General features: G+C 72.3%; 21 protein-coding genes. 9 read left to right on the top strand and 12 right to left on the bottom strand.

Annotation, left to right across the window (positions count from 1 at the left end):
* The first annotated feature begins 2 nt into the window (after positions 1–2).
* The 3 genes from ABZ910_RS17975 to ABZ910_RS17965 all read left to right on the top strand — a co-directional run bounded on the left by ABZ910_RS17975 (position 3) and on the right by ABZ910_RS17965 (position 3,343).
* Positions 3–356, top strand: coding sequence for a hypothetical protein (locus ABZ910_RS17975; protein WP_361365495.1), 354 nt, complete (start codon positions 3–5; stop codon positions 354–356).
* Positions 353–2,065, top strand: a complete 1,713-nt coding sequence (locus ABZ910_RS17970; RefSeq protein WP_361365492.1) for a cation acetate symporter — start codon at positions 353–355, stop codon at positions 2,063–2,065. Before ABZ910_RS17975 ends, ABZ910_RS17970 begins: the two co-directional genes overlap by 4 nt.
* Before the next feature lie 72 nt (positions 2,066–2,137).
* Positions 2,138–3,343, top strand: coding sequence for a histidine kinase (locus ABZ910_RS17965; RefSeq protein WP_361365489.1), 1,206 nt, complete (start codon positions 2,138–2,140; stop codon positions 3,341–3,343).
* A 39-nt stretch (positions 3,344–3,382) separates the two neighbouring features.
* On the opposite strand, the gene ABZ910_RS17960 is transcribed toward ABZ910_RS17965, so the two are convergent.
* From ABZ910_RS17960 to ABZ910_RS17940, 5 genes are all read right to left on the bottom strand, one after another.
* Complete coding sequence (locus ABZ910_RS17960) at positions 3,383–3,553, bottom strand: hypothetical protein (RefSeq protein WP_361365487.1); 171 nt, start codon at positions 3,551–3,553, stop codon at positions 3,383–3,385.
* A gap of 290 nt (positions 3,554–3,843) precedes the next feature.
* Complete coding sequence (locus ABZ910_RS17955; RefSeq protein WP_361365484.1) at positions 3,844–4,794, bottom strand: cytochrome c oxidase assembly protein; 951 nt, start codon at positions 4,792–4,794, stop codon at positions 3,844–3,846.
* A gap of 131 nt (positions 4,795–4,925) precedes the next feature.
* The gene (locus tag ABZ910_RS17950; protein WP_361365482.1) at positions 4,926–5,951 is read right to left on the bottom strand and encodes a 6-phosphofructokinase; all 1,026 of its coding nucleotides are present in this window, start codon (positions 5,949–5,951) and stop codon (positions 4,926–4,928) included.
* Between the two features lie 174 nt (positions 5,952–6,125).
* Positions 6,126–6,854: a glutamine amidotransferase gene (locus ABZ910_RS17945; protein WP_361365479.1), complete on the bottom strand. Its 729-nt coding sequence runs from the start codon at positions 6,852–6,854 to the stop codon at positions 6,126–6,128.
* 31 nt (positions 6,855–6,885) lie between these two features.
* Entirely contained in the window at positions 6,886–8,124 is a 1,239-nt protein-coding gene (locus tag ABZ910_RS17940) for a MurT ligase domain-containing protein (RefSeq protein ID WP_361365476.1), read from the bottom strand.
* Positions 8,125–8,282: 158 nt separating this feature from the next.
* On the opposite strand from ABZ910_RS17940, the gene def reads away from it, so the two are divergent.
* A complete protein-coding gene (gene def / locus ABZ910_RS17935; protein WP_361365473.1) occupies positions 8,283–8,831 on the top strand; it encodes a peptide deformylase in 549 nt (182 codons plus the stop codon).
* A gap of 109 nt (positions 8,832–8,940) precedes the next feature.
* Here the strand turns inward: def and ABZ910_RS17930 are convergent, their stop codons facing one another.
* Complete coding sequence (locus tag ABZ910_RS17930) at positions 8,941–9,582, bottom strand: TetR family transcriptional regulator (RefSeq protein WP_361365470.1); 642 nt, start codon at positions 9,580–9,582, stop codon at positions 8,941–8,943.
* Between the two features lie 169 nt (positions 9,583–9,751).
* Between ABZ910_RS17930 and ABZ910_RS17925 the strand changes: the two genes are divergently transcribed.
* Positions 9,752–10,981: an acyl-CoA dehydrogenase family protein gene (locus ABZ910_RS17925; RefSeq protein WP_361365467.1), complete on the top strand. Its 1,230-nt coding sequence runs from the start codon at positions 9,752–9,754 to the stop codon at positions 10,979–10,981.
* A 28-nt stretch (positions 10,982–11,009) separates the two neighbouring features.
* Here the strand turns inward: ABZ910_RS17925 and ABZ910_RS17920 are convergent, their stop codons facing one another.
* The 6 genes from ABZ910_RS17920 to ABZ910_RS17895 all read right to left on the bottom strand — a co-directional run bounded on the left by ABZ910_RS17920 (position 11,010) and on the right by ABZ910_RS17895 (position 16,696).
* On the bottom strand, positions 11,010–11,549 hold the full coding sequence (locus ABZ910_RS17920) for a cupin domain-containing protein (RefSeq protein ID WP_361365464.1): 540 nt from the start codon (positions 11,547–11,549) through the stop codon (positions 11,010–11,012).
* Between the two features lie 86 nt (positions 11,550–11,635).
* The gene (locus ABZ910_RS17915; protein WP_361365461.1) at positions 11,636–12,700 is read right to left on the bottom strand and encodes a type III polyketide synthase; all 1,065 of its coding nucleotides are present in this window, start codon (positions 12,698–12,700) and stop codon (positions 11,636–11,638) included.
* Between the two features lie 206 nt (positions 12,701–12,906).
* On the bottom strand, positions 12,907–13,140 hold the full coding sequence (locus tag ABZ910_RS17910; protein ID WP_361365458.1) for a DUF6213 family protein: 234 nt from the start codon (positions 13,138–13,140) through the stop codon (positions 12,907–12,909).
* Positions 13,141–13,165: 25 nt separating this feature from the next.
* The gene (locus ABZ910_RS17905) at positions 13,166–14,551 is read right to left on the bottom strand and encodes an NADP-dependent succinic semialdehyde dehydrogenase (protein ID WP_361365455.1); all 1,386 of its coding nucleotides are present in this window, start codon (positions 14,549–14,551) and stop codon (positions 13,166–13,168) included.
* Between the two features lie 106 nt (positions 14,552–14,657).
* On the bottom strand, positions 14,658–15,161 hold the full coding sequence (locus tag ABZ910_RS17900; RefSeq protein WP_361365452.1) for an NUDIX domain-containing protein: 504 nt from the start codon (positions 15,159–15,161) through the stop codon (positions 14,658–14,660).
* A complete protein-coding gene (locus ABZ910_RS17895) occupies positions 15,158–16,696 on the bottom strand; it encodes an ATP-dependent DNA ligase (protein WP_361365449.1) in 1,539 nt (512 codons plus the stop codon). The genes ABZ910_RS17900 and ABZ910_RS17895 overlap by 4 nt, the downstream gene beginning before the upstream one ends.
* Before the next feature lie 90 nt (positions 16,697–16,786).
* Between ABZ910_RS17895 and ABZ910_RS17890 the strand changes: the two genes are divergently transcribed.
* From ABZ910_RS17890 to ABZ910_RS17875, 4 genes are all read left to right on the top strand, one after another.
* Positions 16,787–17,371, top strand: a complete 585-nt coding sequence (locus ABZ910_RS17890; protein WP_361365446.1) for an XRE family transcriptional regulator — start codon at positions 16,787–16,789, stop codon at positions 17,369–17,371.
* 94 nt (positions 17,372–17,465) lie between these two features.
* The gene (locus ABZ910_RS17885) at positions 17,466–18,443 is read left to right on the top strand and encodes an NADPH:quinone oxidoreductase family protein (RefSeq protein ID WP_361365444.1); all 978 of its coding nucleotides are present in this window, start codon (positions 17,466–17,468) and stop codon (positions 18,441–18,443) included.
* Positions 18,440–19,660 carry an acyl-CoA dehydrogenase family protein gene (locus tag ABZ910_RS17880; protein ID WP_361365441.1) on the top strand — a complete coding sequence of 407 codons (1,221 nt, stop codon included), beginning with the start codon at positions 18,440–18,442 and terminating at the stop codon, positions 19,658–19,660. The genes ABZ910_RS17885 and ABZ910_RS17880 overlap by 4 nt, the downstream gene beginning before the upstream one ends.
* Positions 19,657–20,739, top strand: a complete 1,083-nt coding sequence (locus ABZ910_RS17875; protein ID WP_361365439.1) for an acyl-CoA dehydrogenase family protein — start codon at positions 19,657–19,659, stop codon at positions 20,737–20,739. Before ABZ910_RS17880 ends, ABZ910_RS17875 begins: the two co-directional genes overlap by 4 nt.
* The last annotated feature ends 145 nt before the right edge of the window (positions 20,740–20,884 follow it).

The raw sequence follows: 20,884 nt of genomic DNA, 5'->3' as shown, positions 1-20,884 counted from the left end.
CAGTGGAGCCCACCGAGCGCCGCGTCGTCGTCACCGGACCGCCCCGCCGCATCCGGCGGACCTCCGGCTACTACCGGCCGCGCACCGAGATCGACGAACAGACCACCCTCGGCCACACCTACGTCCGCTCCCTCATGCGCACCCAACTGCGCGCCGCCCTGGCCGCGTTCGCGGTCCTCGTCCTCCTCGTCGGCCCGCTGCCGCTGGTGTTCGCGGCCGCCCCCGAGGCCCGCCGCCTCGAATGGCTGGTCCTCGGCTTCTGCCTGTACGCGCCCCTCGTCCTGCTCGCCCGCTGGTACGTGCGCCGCGCCGAGCGCAACGAACGGGACTTCGTGCACCTCGTCGAGGACCGATGAACTCCGGCTACGCGGTCCCCGCCGTCGCGCTCGTCGTCGTCGTGACCGTCCTCGTCGGCGCCTTCGGGCTGCGCATCTCCCGCACCACCTCCGACTTCTACGTCGCCTCCCGCACCGTCGGCCCCCGCCTCAACGCGGCGGCCATCAGCGGCGAATACCTCTCCGCCGCCTCCTTCCTCGGCATCGCCGGCCTGGTCCTCGTCCAGGGCCCCGACATGCTCTGGTACCCGGTCGGCTACACCGCCGGATACCTGGTCCTGCTGCTGTTCGTCGCCGCCCCGCTGCGCCGCTCCGGCGCCTACACGCTCCCCGACTTCGCCGAGGCCCGGCTCGCCTCGCAGTCGGTACGACGGCTCGCCGGGGCCTTCGTCGTCGGCGTCGGCTGGCTCTACCTGCTGCCCCAACTCCAGGGCGCGGGGCTCACGTTGTCGGTGCTCACCGGTGCGCCCGAGGCGCTCGGCGGGTTCATCGTGGCCGCGGTCGTGGTGGCCACCGTCGCCGCGGGCGGCATGCGCAGCATCACCTTCGTCCAGGCCTTCCAGTACTGGCTCAAGCTCACCGCCCTCCTCGTCCCCGCCCTCTTCCTGACCCTCGCCTGGCAGGGCGACGGCGCCCCCCACCACCCCTTCGACGAACCGGCCGCCTTCCGCCGGCAGCGCTCCGTCCACGTCCAGGACACCGTCGAACTCGCCCTGGACCGGCCGTTGACGGTCACCGTGACCGGCACGGTCGACGGCCGCCCGCGCGAGGCCGCCCGGGTCAGGCTCCCGGCCGGCACGCACCGCATCGAGCGCGGCACCCATCTGACCTTCGCCCCCGGCGCCCGCGTCCCCACCGCCGCCCGGGGCGCTGACGACGGCATGTCCACCTCGCTCGCCGCCGGCCGCGAGGAGCGCCCGCTGTACGCGACGTACGGACTGATCCTCGCCACCTTCCTCGGCACCATGGGCCTGCCGCACGTCGTCGTCCGCTTCTACACCAGCCCGCACGGCGGCGCCGCTCGCCGCACCACCGTCGCCGTCCTCGCCCTGATCGGCGGCTTCTACCTGCTGCCGCCCGTGTACGGCGCCCTCGGCCGGCTCTACGCCCCCGAACTGACCCTCACCGGCCAGGCGGACGCGGCGGTCCTGCTGCTGCCCGACCGGATGATCGGCGGCCTGGGCGGCGACCTGCTCGGCGCGCTGGTCGCGGGCGGCGCCTTCGCCGCGTTCCTGTCCACGGCGTCGGGGCTGACCATGGCCGTGGCGGGCGTCCTCACCCAGGACGTCCTCCCGGCGCGCGGCGTACGGCACTTCAGGCTCGGCACGGTGCTCGCCATGGCCGTACCGCTGGCCGCGAGCGTGCTGGTGGGCGGCCTCCCGGTCGCCGACGCGGTGGGACTCGCCTTCGCGGTGTCGGCGTCGTCGTTCTGCCCGCTGCTCGTCCTCGGCATCTGGTGGCGGAGGCTGACCCCGCCCGGGGCGGCCGCGGGAATGGTGGTGGGAGGCGGCTCCGCACTGGTCGCCGTGGCCGCGACCATGGCGGGCTTCCCCGGCACGGGGCCGCTGCACGCCCTGCTTGCCTGGCCCGCGCTGTGGTCGGTGCCGCTCGCCTTCTTCACGATGGTGCTGGTGTCCCTGGCCACCGCGGCACGCGTGCCGCCCGGAACGGCGGCGATCCTGGCCAGGTTCCACCTGCCGGAGGAACTGCGGGCGGAGGCGAAGGCGTGAGCGGTGTGCCGGAAGGGCCGGGGGCCGGGGCGTGAGCGGTGTGCAGGTCAAGGGGTGCGTGGAGGCGACGGCGTGAGTGGTTTCCTGGCGGGGCTGTGCGTCGCCGTGCTTCCGCTGCTCGCCGGCGGCTTCTGGCTCGGGCGGCGCACGGCACGGCCGGAGAGTCTCGGCGGGCTCGGGACGCCCGTCGAACACGCCACCTTCCAGACCCTGCACACCGCCTCCCTCGCCACACCCCCGCTGCGCGCCGGGCTCACCGAGGAGACGGCGCGCCGCTCGGCCCGCAGGCTGCGCACGCTGCTCGGCACGGACGCGCTGTGCCTGGCCGACCATCATGCGGTGCTGGCCTGGGACGGCGTCGGCGGCCATCACCGCGGCGAGATCATGGCGCGGTTGGCGGGCCCCCTGGAGACCGGCCGCGGCGAGGCGTTCCGGCTCGCCTGCGAGATCGCCGACTGCCCGGTCCGCTGGGCCGTGGTCGCGCCGCTCACCGTCGACGACCGGGTGCACGGCGCGCTCGTGGCCTGCGCGCCGCGCGAGTCCGCCGTCCTCGTCCGGGCGGCCGGCGAGGTGGCCCGGTGGGTGAGCGTCCAGCTGGAGCTGGCCGACCTCGACCAGTCCCGTACGCGGCTCATCGAGGCCGAGATCAAGGCCCTGCGCGCCCAGATATCCCCGCACTTCATCTTCAACTCGCTCGCGGTGATCGCCTCGTTCGTCCGCACCGACCCCGAGCGCGCCCGCGAACTGCTCCTCGAGTTCGCCGACTTCACCCGCTACTCGTTCCGCAGGCACGGCGACTTCACCACCCTCGCCGACGAGCTCCACGCCATCGACCACTACTTGGCCCTCGTCCGCGCCCGCTTCGGCGACCGTCTCTCCGTCACCCTGCAGATCGCCCCCGAGGTGCTGCCGGTCGCGCTGCCGTTCCTGTGCCTGCAGCCCCTCGTCGAGAACGCCGTCAAACACGGGCTGGAGGGCAAGGCCGACGCCTGCCACATCCAGATCACCGCGCAGGACGCCGGTGCCGAGGCCCTGGTCGTCATCGAGGACGACGGCGTCGGCATGGACCCCGAGCAGCTGCGCCGCATCCTCGCCGGCGAGATCAGCCCCTCGGGCGGCATCGGCCTGTCCAATGTCGACGACCGGCTCCGCCAGGTGTACGGCGACGACCACGGCCTCGTCATCGAGACCGCGGCCGGAGCGGGCATGAAGATCACCGCCCGGCTGCCGAAGTACCAGCCAGGGGTGCACTCGGCGGGGCGCCTCAGGACCGAGTGAGCGCCCGCGGCTCGGATCCCGGTGCGCCGGCGGACGGGTTCACGCGTCCCGCGTGACGACCATGGTGAGCGTGAGCAGAACCAGGACGACCCAGCCGAACCACAGCCAGCCGTTGCCGCCGAGCGCCACCGTGTAGGCCGTCACCACGACGAGTCCGCCGACCGTGAGCACTCCCATCGCCTTCGTGGAACCGTTCGAAGAACCGGGCATCGCGACCCTCCTCATGGTTCGTGTCCCTCCATGGTGCCCCGTTCTGCCTCCGAACGGCGCAGACGACGACATGGGTGTCCGATTTCCAGGGGTCCTCGACGGTCCACGAGGTCGCGCGGTCCCGCCGCGTGCCGGGCCTCCGCGCCGGCCCGCGCCACCCGGGCCGTGCGGGTCCTCGCCGGGCGCTTCAGAGCGCGCTTGCGGTGGGGCGCTCCGACGCGGGCGAGCCGCCGCCCGGGGCGCTCCTCGCGGGTTCGCCACGGGCGCGCTGGGGGTGAGCGGGGCGGCCCTCAGCCCTTGCGTGCGTTCAGTGAGGCCAAATAGGCGTTGTAAGCCTGGAGTTCCTTGTCGCCGTCCCGGTCGGCCGCCCGGTCCTTGCGCCTGGCCTGCCGTTGCTCGGAGCCGTACCACTGGAACAGCAGGGCGACCAGCACCAGGACGGACGGGATCTCGCTGAACGCCCAGGCGATGCCGCCCGCCGAGCTCTGGTCGGTGAGCGCGTCGATGCCGAGCGAGGCCGGCGGGTTGCGGAACGTCTCGACCATCGGCGTCGACGCCATCATCAGCGCGATACCGAAGAACGCGTGGAACGGCATGCCCGCGAACAGCTCCAGCATCCGCATGAGATAACCCGGCCGGTGCGGACCGGGGTCGACACCGATGATGGGCCAGAAGAACACCACGCCCACGGCGAGGAAGTGCACCATCATCACGATGTGCCCGCCCCTCGACCCCATCAGGAAGTCGAACAGCGGGGAGAAGTAGAGCGCGTACAGACTCGCGATGAACAGCGGGATCGTGAACGCGGGGTGGGTGATGATCCGCATGTAGCGGCTGTGCAGCAGGGCCAGCAGCAGCTCGCGCGGACCCTTGCGCCCCCGCGCCGCGACGGGCAGCGCACGCAGCGCCAGCGTGACCGGGGCGCCCAGCAGGATGAGGATCGGCGACAGCATGCTGATCACCATGTGCTGCACCATGTGCACGCTGAACATGACCATGCCGTAGTCGTTCAGCCGGGTGCACATCATCAGCCCGATGGTCAGCACGCCGAGGGCGTACGACACCGTCCGCCCGGCCGGCCACGCGTCACCGCGCCGCCGCAGTCGTACGACACCCCATCCGTACAGCCCGAGCCCCACCAGACAGGCGACGAGGAAGAACGGGTCCGCCGACCACTCGAGACCGCGTCCCAGCGTGAACGGCGGCAGATCCATCGTCATGCCGTGCCCGCTGTGATCCATCCGCCGGCTCCTGAATTCGTGGGGGTTGTGCGCCTGTGGGGGGTTGGGCGCCTCTGTCCGCACCAGGGTAGAACCGCCCCCGGCCACGTCCGTGACCGGGGGCGGTTTCGCTGGGGCGGCTCAGCGGCGTCCTACAGGACGCACTCGGCCTCCTCGTAGCGGTCCTGGGGCACCGTCTTCAGCGTCTCGACCGCCTCGGCCAGCGGCACCATCACGATGTCGGTCCCGCGCAGCGCGGTCATGTGGCCGAATTCCCCGCGGTGGACGGCCTCCACCGCATGCCAGCCGAAGCGCGTCGCCAGCACCCGGTCGTACGCCGTGGGCGTCCCGCCGCGCTGGACGTGCCCGAGGATGACCGGTCGGGCCTCCTTGCCGAGGCGCCGCTCCAGCTCCAGGGAGAGCTGCCGGGCGATCCCGGCGAAGCGCTCGTGGCCGTAGACGTCCTTGCCGCCCTCGTCGAAGTCCATCGAGCCGGGGCGTGGCTTGGCCCCCTCGGCGGCCACCACGATGGCGAAGCGCTTGCCCGCCTCGAAGCGCCGGCCGACCGTGCGGGTCAACTCCTCGATGTCGAAGGGCCGCTCCGGTACGACGATGGCGTGGGCGCCGGCCGCCATGCCGGAGTGCAGCGCGATCCAGCCGGTGTGGCGGCCCATGACCTCCACGATCAGCACGCGCTGGTGGGACTCGGCCGTGGTCTTCAGCCGGTCCAGGGCCTCGGTGGCGACGGTCACGGCCGTGTCGAAGCCGAAGGTGACGTCCGTGACCGCGATGTCGTTGTCGATGGTCTTGGGCACGCCCACGATGGGCAGGCCGCTGTCGGACAGCAGCCGGGCCGCCTTCAGCGTGCCCTCGCCGCCGATCGGGATGATCGCGTCCAGGCCCAGTTCCTCGACATGGCCCCTGGCCCGCTCCACCCCGTCCCGCAGCTGCTCCGGGCGGACCCGGGACGAACCGAGGATGGTGCCGCCGCGGGTCAGGATGCCGCCCACGGCGTCGAGGTCGAGCTTGACGTGGTCGGCCTCCAGGAGACCCTTCCAGCCGTCCCGGAAACCGATGACCTCGTCGCCGTGGTCGGCGACCGCACGGTGCACGACGGACCGGATGACGGCGTTGAGTCCGGGGCAGTCGCCGCCGGACGTGAGGACACCAATGCGCATAGGCCGAAATACCTTCTCCACGTGGTCCTGTCGACCGGACCACGCTGTCCGGCTTGTCTCTTCCGGCCACCCTACCGGCGCCGGGGGGAGGCCCCGCAGCGGGCGTCCGCCTGCTGGACGCGCCCGCCCATGTGAGCGGACGGCCTGTCAGGCGGACCCATGAGCCCCGGGCTGCTAGGCGGACTGCTCCGCGGCCGCGATGCGCTCGCCCCGCAGCGCCTCGTACCAGCGGTCGTCGGTCGGCGGCAGCGCGTTCACGTCGAGCGCCAGCTTCAGCAGCAGGTCGGCGATCTGCGGGTTGCGGGCGAGCACCGGGCCGTGCATGTACGTACCGAAGACGGTGTCGTTGTACGCGCCCTCCGTGCCGTCTCCCGTGCCGTTGCCCCGGCCGAACCGGACCTGGGCCAAGGGTCGGGCGGTGGGGCCGAGGTGGGTGACGCCCTGGTGGTTCTCGAAGCCGGTCAGCGGGGGCAGGCCGAGGCGCGGGTCGATGTCCCCGAGGACGTCGCCGACGCAGCGCTCGCCCTCGCCGCGCGTCGAGATCACGTCGAGCAGGCCGAGGCCCGGCTCGCGCTGGCCGAGGTCGTTGATGAACTCGTGGCCGAGGATCTGGTAGCCGGCGCACACGGAGAAGAGGATCGCGCCGTTCTCCACGGCCTTGTACAGACCCTGGTCGCGGCGCAGCCGCTCGGCCGCGAGTCGCTGCGGCCGGTCCTCGCCGCCGCCGATGAGGTAGATGTCACCGGACGTCGGGATCGGCTGGTCACTGCGCACGTCGAGTCGTGCCACGTCCAGGCCGCGCTGCCGGGCCCGGCGCTCCACGACGAGCGCGTTGCCCTGGTCGCCGTAGGTGCTGAGCAGGTCCGGGTAGATCCACACCAGCCGCAGTTGGTTGTCGCTCATGAAGGGATCGTCACTCCGTTGAAAGATGCGGTCAGTTGCCGACGCGGCGGCGAAGGTCCTGGAACGCGGTGTAGTTCGCGATGACCTCGATCCGGCCGGCCGGGGCCAGCTGCACGGCCTGGTCGAGGTTGTCGCAGACCTGGAAGTGCTGGCCTGCGACCTCCAGACGCACGGCGAGGTCCAGCTTGCGGTCACCGATGACGAAGATCGGGTGGCCGGTCAGGCGCGTGTAGTCCACGTCCCACAGCCAGGAGGTGTCGGTGCCGTCGGCGCCGCGCGCGTTCACGGAGAGGACCACCGGGGCCGGCGGCGGGTCGATCAGGGAGAACGTCTCGAGCCAGCCGGCCGGGTTCTTCGCCAGCAGCAGGCGCAGGTCGCGGCCCTCGAACTGGACGACGTCGTAGCGGCCCGCGACCGCCTGCACCTGGTACATGCGCTCCAGGGCGACCTGCGGGGGCACCCCGAAGACGGCGGCGACGGCCGCGGAGCTGGCCGCGTTGGCCTTGTTGGCGCGGCCCGGCAGTTGGAGGTGGATCGGCCACGCCGAGCCGTGCGGGTCGAGGACGTGGTCGCCGGAGAGCGCCCAGGCGGGGGTCGGGCGGCGGAAGCCGCACTCACCGCAGAACCAGTCGTCGCCGGGGCGCTGCATCACGCCGCCGCAGGCCGGGCACGACCAGGCGTCGTCCTTCCACATCTGGCCGGCCGCGACCCAGATCACATTGGGGGAGGAGGACGCGGCCCACACCACCAGCGGGTCGTCGCAGTTGGCGATGACGACGGCCTTGGACCCGGCCAGGCCCTCGCGCCAGTTCTCGGCGAGCATCCGGGTCTCGGCGGCGCGGTCGAGCTGGTCGCGGGAGAGGTTGAGCAGCGCGATGCACTTGGGGTCGGTGTCCCGGGCCACACCCGCGAGGTACTTCTCGTCGACCTCGATCACGGCGAACCGGGAGTCCGAGTCGCCCGCGAGCGCCGAGGTGATGCCGGCCGGCATGTTGGCGCCCAGCGCGTTGGAGACGACCGGGCCCGCGGCGCGCAGCGCCTCCGCGATGAGCCGCGTGGTCGTGGTCTTGCCGTTGGTCGCCGAGACCAGGATCACATCCAGGTTCTGGGCGAGCCGGGCGAGCAGGTCGGGGTCGAGTTTCAGGGCGACCCGGCCGCCGATCACCGATCCGCTGCCGCGCCCCGCGGCGCGTGATGCCGCCGCGACCGCCTTGCCCGCCGTCACGGCCAGCTTGGCCCGCGGCGAGAGCGGGTCCGAGTTGCCTGCCATCAGTCCTCGATCCTCCTTGCGTACGCGCCGCGCCTGAGCCGTTTGGCAACGTGGCGTGGCCCTCAGCCTATCGAGATCCACTCACGTGCCCGAATCGTGGCACCGTCTTGGCGTCCGCGCGCCCTTCGCGCGGCTGGGAGGACCGTACCCTTGCCGCCATGCGACACGGCTCGATCCCGGGCGCCCGCGGGCGCGTCCGGCCGCTTTCCCTGCTCGGCGACCCCGCACTGCATGCACCGTGCGCCGAGGTCACCGACTTCGGCCCCGAACTGGCGGAACTTGTGGAGGACTTGTACGCGACGATGTACGCCGCGCAGGGGGTCGGCCTGGCCGCGAACCAGGTCGGCGAGAGCCTGCGGGTGTTCGTGTTCGACTGCCCGGACGACGAGGACGTGCGTCACCTGGGACACCTCGTGAACCCGCGGCTGGTGGAGGCGGACGGTGTGGTGATCCGGGGTCCCGAGGGCTGTCTGTCCCTGCCCGGCCTGGAGGCGGGGACGGAGCGGTACGATCACGCGGTCGTCGAGGGCTTCACGGTGACCGGCGAGCCGGTCACGGTGCACGGCACCGGCTTCTTCGCCAGGTGCCTGCAGCACGAGTACGACCACCTCGAGGGCCGCGTCTACGCGGATCGGCTCGCGGGGTGGCGCAAGCGGAAGGTGCTGCGGCAGGCCGCGCGGGCGCCGTGGGGCCGGTGCCCCGCATGACCTGCCCGAGGCCGTGAACGGCGACCGGTACACCACAGGCGCGACCGCGGGTGCGGCCGCGCTCCCGGATCGTGTGAGGAGGCCTCGGGCGAGGTCCGGGGCGAGGCGGTCAGAAGCCCGGGCCGCCCATCCTGTCGCCCGCCGCCGCCAGGCGGCCCCACAGCAGGTCGGCAAGCCCGCGCACCAAGTCCGCGCGGGAACAGGGCCGTTCGCCCAGCCACCAGTCGCCCGCCGCGTGCATCATGCCGACGATGCCGTGCCCCCAGACACGTGCCAGCTGCTGGCTGCCCGGCCCGAGGTCGACCCGGTCCTCGATGACCTGCGCCAGCTCCTCGCCCATCCTGCGCAGCACCGGCACGCTGTGCCTGCCGACGTCGAAGCCCTGCTCGTTCGGGGAGCCCTCCGCCGGATGCATGAGGAAGCGGTACACCTGGGGCCGGGCCTCGATCGCCGCGAGGTAGGTGTCCAGGGTCGACTCGACGCGCTCACGCCGGGCCGCCGGCGCGTCCAGTGCCGCGCGCAGCGAGTCGAGCAGGGCGTCGGTGTGCCGCTTGGCCAGGGCCGCGTACAGGCCGCCCTTGTCGCCGAAGTGGCGGTAGAGGATCGGCTTGGTGATGCCGGCCTCCGCCGCGATGGCGTTCATCGAGGCCTTGGGGCCGTCGCGCAGCACCACTCGGTCGGCGGCCTCCAGCAGCTCGCGCCGTCGGTGGTCGGCGGACCGCTGTTGGTCGGTCCGCTGCGTGGTGTCCATGAGTTCTCCCCACCCGTGCTGTTTCGGTGACGCCTGCGCAAACTAACACCCGGCGGGCCCCCGGTATCGAACGGGATGCCGACGGGGCACAGGGAATTGACTTTTCCTACCCGTCGGTAACACACTCGGGTTACCGTAAGTAACACGCACGTGCGCCGCTGGAGGGGACATGGCCGAGTTCACCATGGAGCTCAACGACGAGCAGAAGGAAGTCCGGGACTGGCTGCACGGCTTCGCCGCCGACGTCATCCGCCCCGCGGCCGCCGAATGGGACGAGCGCGAGGAGACTCCCTGGCCGGTCATCCAGGAGGCGGCCAAGGTCGGCATCTACTCCCTCGACTTCTACGCCCAGCAGTACTTCGACCCCACCGGCCTCGGCATACCGATGGCCATGGAGGAGCTGTTCTGGGGCGACGCGGGCATCGCCCTGTCCATCGTGGGCACCGGTCTCGCCGCGGTGGGCGTCCTCGCCAACGGCACCGAGGAGCAGATCGGCACCTGGATCCCGCAGATGTACGGCGACGTCAACGACGTCAAGGTCGCCGCGTTCTGCTCCTCCGAGCCCGACGCCGGCTCCGACGTGGCATCCATGCGCACGCGGGCCGTCTACGACGAGGCCAAGGACGAGTGGGTGCTCAACGGCACCAAGACCTGGGCGACCAACGGCGGCATCGCGAACGTCCATGTCGTCGTCGCCGTGGTCGACCCGGAGCTGGGCTCCAAGGGGCACGCCTCCTTCATCGTCCCGCCGGGCACGCCGGGCCTCGCCCAGGGTCAGAAGTTCAAGAAGCACGGCATCCGCGCCTCGCACACGGCCGAGGTCGTCCTCGACGACGTCCGCGTGCCCGGCTCCTGCCTGCTCGGCGGCAAGGAGAAGCTGGACGAGCGCCTCGCCCGGGCCCGGGAGCGGGCCAGGGCGGGCGGCGGCGAGCGCGTGAAGAACGCGGCGATGGCCACCTTCGAGGCCAGCCGCCCCGCGGTGGGGGCCATGGCGGTGGGCACCGCCCGGGCCGCCTACGAGGTCGCCCTCGACTACGCGAAGACCCGTGAGCAGTTCGGCCGGCCGATCATCGACAACCAGGGCGTGGCCTTCCAGCTCGCGGACATGCGCACCTCCGTCGACGCGGCCCGGCTGCTGGTCTGGCGCGCCTCCTGGATGGCGGTGAACGGCAAGCCGTTCACCGCGGCCGAGGGCTCGATGTCCAAGCTGTTCGCCAGCGAGACCGCGAAGAAGGTCACCGCGCAGGCCGTCCAGATCCTGGGCGGCAACGGGTACACGCGGGAGTACCCGGTGGAGCGCATGCATCGCGACAGCGCGATCTACACGATCTTCGAGGGCACGAGCGAGATCCAGCGGCTGGTCATCGCGCGTACGTTGTCGGGCATGCCGATCCGGTAGCGCCGCGGGGCCACGGGGGCCGCGACGCCTACCGGTGCCTCAAGGGCGTCAGCTGCTCGATGTCGTACCGCTTCCGCAGTGCCTCGATGGCCTCGTGGTCCGGTGGGCCCCCGTTGCCCAGGATCTCCAGCAACTCCTCGAAGTAGCGCTCGTGGTCGGGCGGGGGAGACGCCTGGAAGAACATCCTCGCCGGGGTGTCCGTCGCGTTGGCGAACGCGTGCGGGCAGCCCGGCGGTACGACGATCACCGTGCCGGGGGTGGCCCGCACCACGCGGTTGCCCGAAATCGACTCCCACTTCTGCCAGTTGTCGGGTGTCCGTATCTTCGGCTCGAAGGCGAGCACGTCCAGCTCGCCCTCGAGTACGTAGAACAACTCCTCGCTGCGCGAGTGCACATGGGCGCCGACGTCGAAGCCCGGCGGGACCTCCACCTCGAAGGTGGAGGCCATCCGCGAGTGCGTGCCGGTCACCTTGAACGTCACGCGCTGGGCGGGCGTCTGCACCACGCGGCCATGGCCCGGGGGCACGAGCAGCCCCTCGGCCGACGCCAGTCCTTCGGTCGTGGTCATGGTCGCTCACCACATCACGGGCGGGGCCGCGGGCCGGCGAATCAACGTGTCCCTCCTGAAGGGCACTTGGTCGGACTTCTCGCCGATCATGGCGACCCCTGGTCCGTCCGCTGCCAGCGGCCCACGGTCATCTCGGCGGTGATGCCGGGGCCGAAGCCGGCCAGCAGCCCGCGCGCCCGGTCATCGGGTCCGCCCTCGTCGAACAGCCGGCGCAGCGCGTCCAGGACGACGCCGCTGGCGATGTTGCCGTACTCGGTGAGCGTGGCCCGGCTGAACCGGAACGCGTGCGGGTCGACCTGCAGGAACTTGCTGAGGTCGTCGAGTATTCGGGGGCCGCCCGCGTGGATGATGTAGAAGTCCAGGTCGGACGCGTCCCAGCCGTGCTGCCCCGCGAGGTCGTGGAGCGCCGGGGCGAGCGGCTCCATCGTGGTGGGCACCCGCTTGTCCAGCAGGAAGTGGAAGCCGGTCGCGCGGACGTCGTAGGCGATCCAGTCCTCGGTCTTGGGGATCAGATACGACCCGTTGCGCTCCAGGTGGACACCCGTGCCGCCCTCGCCGCGCACCACGGCCGCGGCGACGCCGTCGCCGAACAGGCCGTTGGACAGCAGCGAACCGACGCCCAGGTCGGTCGGCTGGTAGCACAGCGAGCAGAACTCGCAGGCGACGATGAGGGCGTTGGCGTCCGGGTAGGCCGTGCAGAAGTCGTGGGCCCGGTTGATCGCCGCACCGCCGGCCGCGCAGCCCAGCTGGGCTATGGGCAGCTGCCGGGTGGTGCTCGGGAAGTCCATCTCGTTGATCAGCCACGCGGTCAGCGAGGGCATCATGAAGCCCGTGCACGACACGTAGATGATGACATCGATGTCCGAGGTCAGGAGCTCGGCGTCGTCGAGCGCCCGCTGGATCACCGCGGGCACGCGGGCCTTCGCCTCCGCCTCGTAGAGCTTGTTGCGGTCCTCGAAGCCGGGGTGCTTCAGGGTCTCCTCGATGGGCTGCACGATGTGCCGGGTGCGTACGCCCGTGTTCTCGATCAGCCGGAGAGCCAGCGCCAGCTGTGGATGGTCCGCATGGCGGGAGCGCGCGAGCTCGAGCGTGTCTTCCATCGTGATCACGTGCTCGGGTACGGACACCGAGGGTCTGCACAATGTAGCCATCAGCCGTCCCTGCTTTCGCCGTCCGGCAGGCTCGCGCCCGCCGGTCAGTGGGTGGTCCACCCAGGTTCACCCGACGGGGCGATGATCTCTCGCCGGGTTACTCCGAATCGGGGACAAACAGTGCGTGACGGGCAGGGGGTTGCGGGCCTGGATCGCCCTGTGACCTGCCCGATCAGTGGGCCGGGATCGGCGCGTCAACAGGGCTGCTACGGAGCCCCGCTGCTGTGTGCGATGCATGCGACGTCGATCCGGTCGGCCAGCTTCGCGAGCTCGATGGTCAACGCGGCCACCGTGCTCTCGTCGAGCCCCTCCTCGCCGGTCTCGACGAGATGCAGCCACCGACCGCCCACCATGCGCAGCAGCTTGCTCACATCGGCCGCGGCCACCTGCAAGGTGCCGCGGTCGTCGACGATCAGAGGCAGAGTCACTTCGCCGTTCACAGACCGGATCGTAGCGGCGGAAACCTCACGCACCCTGCCACAGCGTGGTGATGTTGCAGAACTCGTGCATCCCGTGCCCGGACAGCTCCCGCCCGTACCCGGACCGCTTGATCCCGCCGAAGGGGAACGCCGGATGAGAGGCGGTCATGCCGTTGAAGTAGACGCCTCCCGCCTCGATGTCCCGTGCGAACCGGTCGACCTCGGCCTCGTCCCGTGTCCACACATTCGAACTCAGCCCGAACGGCGAGTCGTTGGCGATCAGCACGGCCTCGTCCAGGTCGTCCGCGCGGTACACCGTGGCCACCGGACCGAACGCCTCCTCGCGGTGGATGCGCATCTCCCGGTCGATGTCGGCGAGCACGGTCGGCGGGTAGTACCAGCCCGGCCCCTCCGGCCGTTCGCCGCCGCACAGCACCGTCGCCCCGCTGCGCCTGGCGTCGTCGACCAGCTCCTCCAGGTCCGCCCGTCCGCGCTCGCTGGCGAGCGGCCCGACGTCCGTGTCCTCCTCCATCGGGTCGCCGACCCTCAGCGCCTTCATGCCCTCGACGAACTTCTCCATGAAGGCGTCGTAGACGTCCGTGTGCACGATGAACCGCTTGGCGGCGATGCACGACTGCCCGTTGTTCTGCACCCGCGCGGTCACCGCGACCTGCGCGGCCCGGTCGATGTCGGCGGACGGCATCACGATGAACGGGTCGCTGCCGCCCAGCTCCAGCACCGTCTTCTTCACCATCTCCCCGGCGGTGGAGGCGACCGCACGCCCCGCGGGTTCGCTGCCGGTGAGCGTGGCCGCCCTGACCCGCTCGTCGCGCAGGATCTCGTCGACCGCGCCGGAACCGATCAGCAGCGTCTGGAAGCAGCCCTCGGGAAGGCCCGCCCGATGGAACAGGTCCTCCAGATACAGGGCGGTCTGCGGGACGTTGGAGGCGTGCTTGAGCAGGCCCACGTTGCCCGCCATCAGGGCCGGCGCGGCGAAGCGGATCACCTGCCACAGCGGGAAGTTCCACGGCATCACGGCGAGGACGGGCCCGAGAGGCCGGTAGCGCACCCGCACGCGCGACGCCCCGGAGTCCTTCACGTCGGCCTCGGCGGGCTCCTCGTCGGCCAGCAGTTCCTCACCGTGCTCGGCGTACCAGCGCATCGCCCTGGCGCATTTCGCGGCCTCCGCGCGCGCCTGCGCCAGCGGCTTGCCCATCTCGGTCGTCATGACGCGGGCGACGTCCTCCCGCTCCGCGTCCAGGAGGTCGGCGGCCCGGTTCAGCAGCCGGGCGCGCTCGGCGATCGGCGTCGTCCGGTAGGTGCGGAACGTGGCCTCGGCGAGCTCGAGCCGGCGCTCGATCTCGTCGTCGTCCATGGCCTCGAACGTCTCGAGCGTCTCGCCGGTCGCCGGGTTCACCGTGGCGATGGGCATGGCTGACCTCCCTGGGGCGGACTGTGGTTCGACCTTCGCGCGCGAGGGTGGGAAGCGCAATGCGGGGTACGGCTGTTCAGCCCAACTGCACCGGCTGCCGGTCGAGTCAGCCACTCCGCTCGGCCGGCGGGCCGCTGCGGCCCACGTGCTCCGCGAGCCGGTCGAGGAACGCGGCCTGCGCCTTCACGATCACGTCCCGGGCCCGGTCGAGGCCGAACCAGCCGACCCGGTCCAGCTCGGGGAACTCCCGGACCTTTCCCGACCTCGGCGGCCACTCCATCCGGAACGTGCCGGGGTCGATCGCCGCCGGGTCGAGGTCCGCCTCGACCGCCCACACCGTGACGGTCTTGCCGCCGGTCTGCCGGACCTCGCCCAGTGCCACGGCCTCCCCGTCGGGCGGCGGCAGGCCGAGCTCCTCCCGGAACTCGCGGCGGGCCGCGTCCCAGGCGGGCTCGTCGGGCTCGTACTCGCCCTTGGGGACGGTCCACGCCCCGGCGTCCTTCCTGGCGAAGAAGGGCCCGCCCATATGCCCCAGCAACACCTCCAGCCCGTCGCCGGTGTGCCGGAACAACAGCAGGCCCGCGCTGCGCCGGTGCGGCGGCGACGTCATGGCCGGACCTCCGGGTGTGCGGCGAGAAGCGTCTCGACCGTGTCCGCCTCCTCCGGCCGCTTGTCCTCGCGGTAGCGGACGACCCTGGCGAAGCGGAGCGTGACGCCGGCCGGATAGCGGGAGGACCGCTGCAGTCCGTCGTAGGCGATCTCGACGACGAGTTCGGGCCGTACGGTCACCACGTGGCCGGTGTCCTCGACGGCCAGCTCCCGCAGCCGCTCGGTCTGCCAGGTGAGCATCGCGTCGGTCATGCCCTTGAAGGTCTTGCCCAGCATGACGAAGCCGCCGTCCGCGGTGCGGGCGCCGAGATGGAGGTTGGACAGCTTGCCGGTGCGCCGGCCGTGGCCCCACTCCGCGGCCAGCACGACCAGGTCGAGGGTGTGCACGGGCTTGACCTTCAGCCAGGACGCGCCGCGCCGGCCCGCGCTGTAGGGGGCGTCCAGGGCCTTGACGACCACGCCCTCGTGGCCACGGGCCAGCGTGTCCGCCAGGAACCGGTCCGCCTCCGCGACCTCCTGCGGCCCCGACACCAGCGCCCTGCGCACCCGCATCGGCTCGGGCACCAGCCGGGCCAGCTCCGCGTGCCGCTCGGCGAACGGCAGGTCGAGCAGATCGCGTCCGCCGACGGAGAGGACGTCGAAGAAGACCGGGGAGACGGGCACCTCCCGGGCGGCCCTCGCCACGTCCACGCGCGAGCCCACCCGCCCGGCCGTCTCCTGGAAGGAGCGGGGCCGCCCGTCCGCGTCGAACGACAGCACCTCGCCGTCCAGGATGAACTGCTCCTCGCCCAACTCCCGGGCGACCGCGACCACTTCGGGCAGCCGGTCGGTGATGTCATCAAGGGTGCGGGTGTGGATCCGTACCGTGTCGCCGTCCCGGTGGACCTGTACGCGGATGCCGTCCAGCTTCTCCTCGACCGCGCCGGCGCCCAGCTTGCCGACCGCCTCGGCGACCGAGGAGGCGGACTGCGCCAGCATCGGCAGGACCGGGCGCCCGACGGTGAGCCGGAACCGCTCCAGCGCCCCCACTCCGTCGGCGAGCAGCGCCGCGGCCACCGCCTGCAGCGAACCGGCGAGCATCACCGCCCGCCGTACGTCCGCCGCGTCCGCGCCGGTCGCCTGGGCCAGCCCCTCCACGGCGACCGCGTCCAGGGCACCCTGCCGCACCTCGCCGGTGATCAGCCCGAACAGGAAGCGCTGCTCGTCCTCGGTGGCCGCGCCCATCAACTCGGCCACCAGCCGGGCCCGCTGCGCCTGTGAGCCCGGTCCGGCGAGCTTGCCGAGCTCCGTGAGCCGGGCGTCGACCTCGCGGACGGTGAGGCGGGGCTCGGCGGCCGGCGGTACGGGTCTGCCGAGCACCTTCCAGCCGACGCCCAGGCGTCCCTGGGGCAGCCGTCCCGCCAGGTACGGGATGGCGATCGGTGCGTCGTCCGCCTCCGCGTCCCGGAACAGGTCCGCGAGCAGGGCGGTCTTCCGGGACCGGGCCGCCGTGTCGGCGACCTCCCGGGACACGCGCGCGAGCCGGGCCAGCAGCATGCAGCCATGGTGCAACGAGCGCGCCCGACCCACCATGGCGTCCGGTGCGCCATGGTTGACAAAGGGGTTTGCCGATTCTGCAATACGGCCATGACCACCGACGACGTTCTCGCGGGCGTGGGCCCGAGGCTGCGCCGCATCCGCAAGGAGCGGGAGGTGACGCTCGCGGCGCTGTCCGAGGCGACCGGCATCTCTGTCAGCACCCTGTCGCGGCTGGAGTCCGGCCTGCGCAGGCCCGCCCTGGAGCTGCTGCTGCCGATCGCGCGGGCGCACCGGGTCCCGCTGGACGAGCTGGTCGGCGCCCCACCGGTCGACGACCCCCGCGTGCGGGCAAAACCCCTGGAACGGGGCGGCCGTACCTTCTGGCCGCTGACCCGTCGGCCCGGCGGCCTCCAGGCCTTCAAGGTCCTCGAACCCCGGCGCAGACAGGAGCCCGACCCGCGCATACACGAGGGCTACGAATGGCTGTATGTGCTGTCGGGGCGGCTGCGCCTGGTGCTCGGCGAGCACGACGTGGTGCTGTCGGCGGGGGAGGCGGCCGAGTTCGACACGCGGGTGCCGCACTGGTTCGGGTCGACGGGGGAGGGGCCCGTGGAGTTCCTGAGTCTCTTCGGTCCGCAGGGGGAGCGGATGCACGTACGGGCGCGGCCCGCGGCGCGCGGCCAGGTCGACTGACGTCCGCTGTTCCCTGATGAGCAAGCGACCGCTTAGTATGCGGTCAGCCCCGGCCCAGCTCCGGCCAGATGAAGCACTCCCGTGGAGGCCCCGCATGCAGGCATGGCAAGTACACGAGAACGGCGAGCCGAGCGAGGTGATGCGGCTGCAGGAGGTGGAGCGGCCCACGCCCGGTCACGGCCAGGTCCTGCTGCGGGTGCGCGCCGCCAACGTCAACTTCCCCGACGCGCTGATGTGCCGGGGTCACTACCAGGTGCGGCCTCCGCTGCCCTTCACGCCCGGCGTCGAGATCTGCGGGGAGACCGAGGACGGGCGGCGGGTGATCGCCAACCCGGCGCTGCCGCACGGCGGTTTCGCCGAGTACGCCGTCGCCGATGCCGCCGCCCTGCTGCCCGCGCCCGACTCGCTGGACGACGCCGAGGCCGCCGCGCTGCACATCGGGTACCAGACGGGCTGGTTCGGCCTGCACCGCCGGGCGCACCTGGAAGCCGGCGAGACGCTGCTCGTCCACGCCGCCGCCGGAGGGGTCGGCAGCGCGGCCGTGCAGCTCGGCAAGGCGGCCGGGGCCACGGTGATCGGCGTCGTGGGTGGCACCGACAAGGCGGCCGTCGCCCGTGATCTGGGCTGCGACGTGGTGATCGACCGGCGGAGCGAGGACGTCGTCACCGCGGTGAAGCAGGCCACCGGCGGCCGGGGCGCCGACGTGATCTACGACCCGGTCGGCGGCGACGCCTACGCCCAGTCCGCCAAGACCGTCGCCTTCGAGGGCCGGATCGTCGTCGTGGGGTTCGCGAGCGGCACCATCCCGAGCCCGGCGCTCAATCACGCCCTGGTGAAGAACTACTCGATCCTCGGCCTGCACTGGGGCCTGTACAACACCAAGAACCCGAAGCTGGTCCAGCACTGCAACGAGCAGCTGACCGAGCTGGCCGCCCGGGGTGCGATCAAGCCGCTGGTGAGCGAGCGGGTGCCACTGGACGAGGCGGCGGCCGCGGTGCAGCGCGTCGCCGACGGCGTCAGCACCGGCCGTATCACGGTCGTACCGTCGCTGGGGAACGGAGCGGGCGCATGACCATCGATGCAGCCGAACTGAGGCGTCGCACCGCCGAGTTGCTGGCGGCGCACCCTCCGGCGACCACCGACCGGCTGGACTTCCTCAAGGCCCGCTTCGACGCGGGGCTCGCCTGGGTGCACTTCCCGGAGGGTCTCGGCGGCCTCGGCGCCCCGCGCACCCTCCAGGCCGTCGTCGACGCCGAGTTGGCGGCCGCGGGCGCCCCCGACAACGACCCGCGCCGCATCGGCATCGGCCTCGGCATGGCGGCTCCGACCATCCTGACCTACGGCACCGAGGAGCAGAAGCAGCGGTTCCTGCGGCCCCTGTGGGTCGGCGAGGAGGTCTGGTGCCAGCTGTTCAGCGAGCCGGGCGCCGGGTCCGACCTGGCCGCGCTGGGCACGCGGGCGGTGCGGGAGGACGGGGGTGCCTCCCGCTCGGGCGCGGCCGAGAGCGGGGGAGACTGGGTGGTCAACGGGCAGAAGGTGTGGACCTCCAGCGCCCATCTCGCCCGCTGGGCCATCCTCATCGCCCGCACCGACCCGGACGTGCCCAAGCACCAGGGCATCACCTACTTCATCTGCGACATGACCGACCCCGGCGTCGAGGTGCGGCCGCTGCGCCAGATCACCGGCGAGGCCGAGTTCAACGAGGTCTTCCTCACGGACGTCCGCATCCCCGACTCCCGCCGCCTCGGCGAGGTCGGCGACGGCTGGCGGGTCGCCCAGACCACGCTCATGAACGAGCGCGTCTCCATCGGCGGCATGCGGCTGCCCCGCGAGGGCGGCATGATCGGTCCCGTCTCCCGGACCTGGCGCGAACGCCCCGAGCTGCGCACCCACGACCTGCACCAGCGGCTGCTGGGGCTCTGGGTCGAGGCCGAGGTCGCCCGGCTCGCCGGCGAGCGCCTGCGCCAGCAACTCGCCGTCGGCGCGCCCGGCTTCGAGGGCTCCGGCATGAAGCTCGGGTTCGCCCGCCTCGCCCAGGAGATCAGCGGTCTGGAGGTCGAACTCCGCGGCGAGGAAGGCCTGTTGTACGACGACTGGACCATGCGCCGCCCGGAACTGGTCGACTTCACCGGCCGTGACGCCGGTTACCGCTACCTCCGCGCCAAGGGCAACAGCATCGAGGGCGGGACCAGCGAGGTGCTGCTGAACATCGTCGCCGAGCGCGTCCTGGGCCTGCCCGCCGAGCCGCGCACCGACAAGGACGTCGCCTGGAAGGACCTGGCCCGATGAGCGCACAGCCCGATCTGCTCTACTCGCAGGAGGAAGAGGCGCTGCGTGCCGCCGTCCGCGACCTCCTCACGGACCACTGCGACGCGCCGGGCGTGATCGCCCGCACCGAGTCCGACGCCCCGCACGACCTCGCCCTGTGGAAGCTGCTCGCGGACGGCATGGGCCTCGCCGGTCTCCTGGTGCCCGAGGCACAGGGCGGCCACGGCGCCACCCACCGTGAAGCCGCCGTCGTACTGGAGGAGTTGGGGCGGGCCGTCGCGCCCGTGCCGTATCTGACGAGCGCGGTGGTGGCCACGGAGGCCCTGCTGGCCTGCGCGGACGACGAACTGCTCGGCCGCCTCGCCGCCGGCCGGGCGATCGGCGCGCTGGCCGTCGGACTGCACGTCGCCCCGGGCGCCGCCTTCCCGGCCGTACGGCAGGAAAGCGGCGCCCTGTACGGCGAGTTGACCGGCATCGCGGACGCCGCCGTCGCGGACGTCCTGCTCGTCCCGGCCGACGACGGCGACCTGTACGCCGTGGCCGCCGACGCCGTGACCGTGACCCCCCAGGTGTCCCTCGACCTGACACGCCCCCTGGCGACCGTCACCCTCGACGGTGCTCCGGGCCGCCGCCTGGGCGCCGCCGAACCCGCGGTACGCCGGGCCCTGCGCGCCGCCGCCGGGCTGCTCGCCTCCGAGCAACTGGGTCTGGCCGACTGGGCGTTGACCGGGACCGTCGGCTATCTGAAGGAGCGCAAGCAGTTCAACCGGCCGGTCGGCGGCTTCCAGGCGCTCAAGCACCGGCTCGCCCAGCTGTGGCTTCAGGTCGTCAACCTCCGGGCCGCCGCACGCAACGCGGCCGACGCCCTGGCCACCGGCGAGGACACCGCCGTGGCGGTCGCCGTCGCCCAGGCCTACGCGGCGCCGGTCGCCGTCCGCGCCGCCGAGGAGGCGCTGCAACTGCACGGCGGGATCGGCATGACCTGGGAGCACCCGGTCCACCTGTGTCTCAAGCGGGCCAAGGCGGACTCCATCGCCTACGGCACGGCGGGCGCCCATCGCGCGGCACTGGCCGAACTGGTCGACCTCCAGGCCCCCTGACGTTCATCCGGCCAACCCGGCGTGAAGCCCGTCCCACCTGGGGCGGGCCTTTCCGTGCGAGCCGCGCGCACGAAATGAACAGTGCACGCCGGTCCGGCCAACTCCCCGCACGCACGGGTCTTTTGTGCTCGGTTCGCGCCCATAC

It is taken from the genome of Streptomyces sp. NPDC046805 (genome assembly GCF_040645355.1).
Taxonomy (GTDB): domain Bacteria; phylum Actinomycetota; class Actinomycetes; order Streptomycetales; family Streptomycetaceae; genus Streptomyces.
Note: the sequence above shows the minus strand (reverse complement) of the source record. Positions and strands in the feature narration are given on the sequence as shown.

Coding starts and splice junctions, on each gene's coding strand:
- ABZ910_RS17970 (WP_361365492.1), top strand. CDS start 353: ATGAACTCCGGCTACGCGGTCCCCGCCGTCGCGCTCGTCGTCGTCGTG.
- ABZ910_RS17960 (WP_361365487.1), bottom strand. CDS start 3,553: ATGCCCGGTTCTTCGAACGGTTCCACGAAGGCGATGGGAGTGCTCACG.
- ABZ910_RS17955 (WP_361365484.1), bottom strand. CDS start 4,794: ATGGATCACAGCGGGCACGGCATGACGATGGATCTGCCGCCGTTCACG.
- ABZ910_RS17950 (WP_361365482.1), bottom strand. CDS start 5,951: ATGCGCATTGGTGTCCTCACGTCCGGCGGCGACTGCCCCGGACTCAAC.
- ABZ910_RS17945 (WP_361365479.1), bottom strand. CDS start 6,854: ATGAGCGACAACCAACTGCGGCTGGTGTGGATCTACCCGGACCTGCTC.
- ABZ910_RS17940 (WP_361365476.1), bottom strand. CDS start 8,124: ATGGCAGGCAACTCGGACCCGCTCTCGCCGCGGGCCAAGCTGGCCGTG.
- def (WP_361365473.1), top strand. CDS start 8,283: ATGCGACACGGCTCGATCCCGGGCGCCCGCGGGCGCGTCCGGCCGCTT.
- ABZ910_RS17930 (WP_361365470.1), bottom strand. CDS start 9,582: ATGGACACCACGCAGCGGACCGACCAACAGCGGTCCGCCGACCACCGA.
- ABZ910_RS17925 (WP_361365467.1), top strand. CDS start 9,752: ATGGCCGAGTTCACCATGGAGCTCAACGACGAGCAGAAGGAAGTCCGG.
- ABZ910_RS17920 (WP_361365464.1), bottom strand. CDS start 11,549: ATGACCACGACCGAAGGACTGGCGTCGGCCGAGGGGCTGCTCGTGCCC.
- ABZ910_RS17915 (WP_361365461.1), bottom strand. CDS start 12,700: ATGGCTACATTGTGCAGACCCTCGGTGTCCGTACCCGAGCACGTGATC.
- ABZ910_RS17905 (WP_361365455.1), bottom strand. CDS start 14,551: ATGCCCATCGCCACGGTGAACCCGGCGACCGGCGAGACGCTCGAGACG.
- ABZ910_RS17900 (WP_361365452.1), bottom strand. CDS start 15,161: ATGACGTCGCCGCCGCACCGGCGCAGCGCGGGCCTGCTGTTGTTCCGG.
- ABZ910_RS17895 (WP_361365449.1), bottom strand. CDS start 16,696: ATGCTGCTGGCCCGGCTCGCGCGCGTGTCCCGGGAGGTCGCCGACACG.
- ABZ910_RS17890 (WP_361365446.1), top strand. CDS start 16,787: ATGACCACCGACGACGTTCTCGCGGGCGTGGGCCCGAGGCTGCGCCGC.
- ABZ910_RS17885 (WP_361365444.1), top strand. CDS start 17,466: ATGCAGGCATGGCAAGTACACGAGAACGGCGAGCCGAGCGAGGTGATG.
- ABZ910_RS17880 (WP_361365441.1), top strand. CDS start 18,440: ATGACCATCGATGCAGCCGAACTGAGGCGTCGCACCGCCGAGTTGCTG.
- ABZ910_RS17875 (WP_361365439.1), top strand. CDS start 19,657: ATGAGCGCACAGCCCGATCTGCTCTACTCGCAGGAGGAAGAGGCGCTG.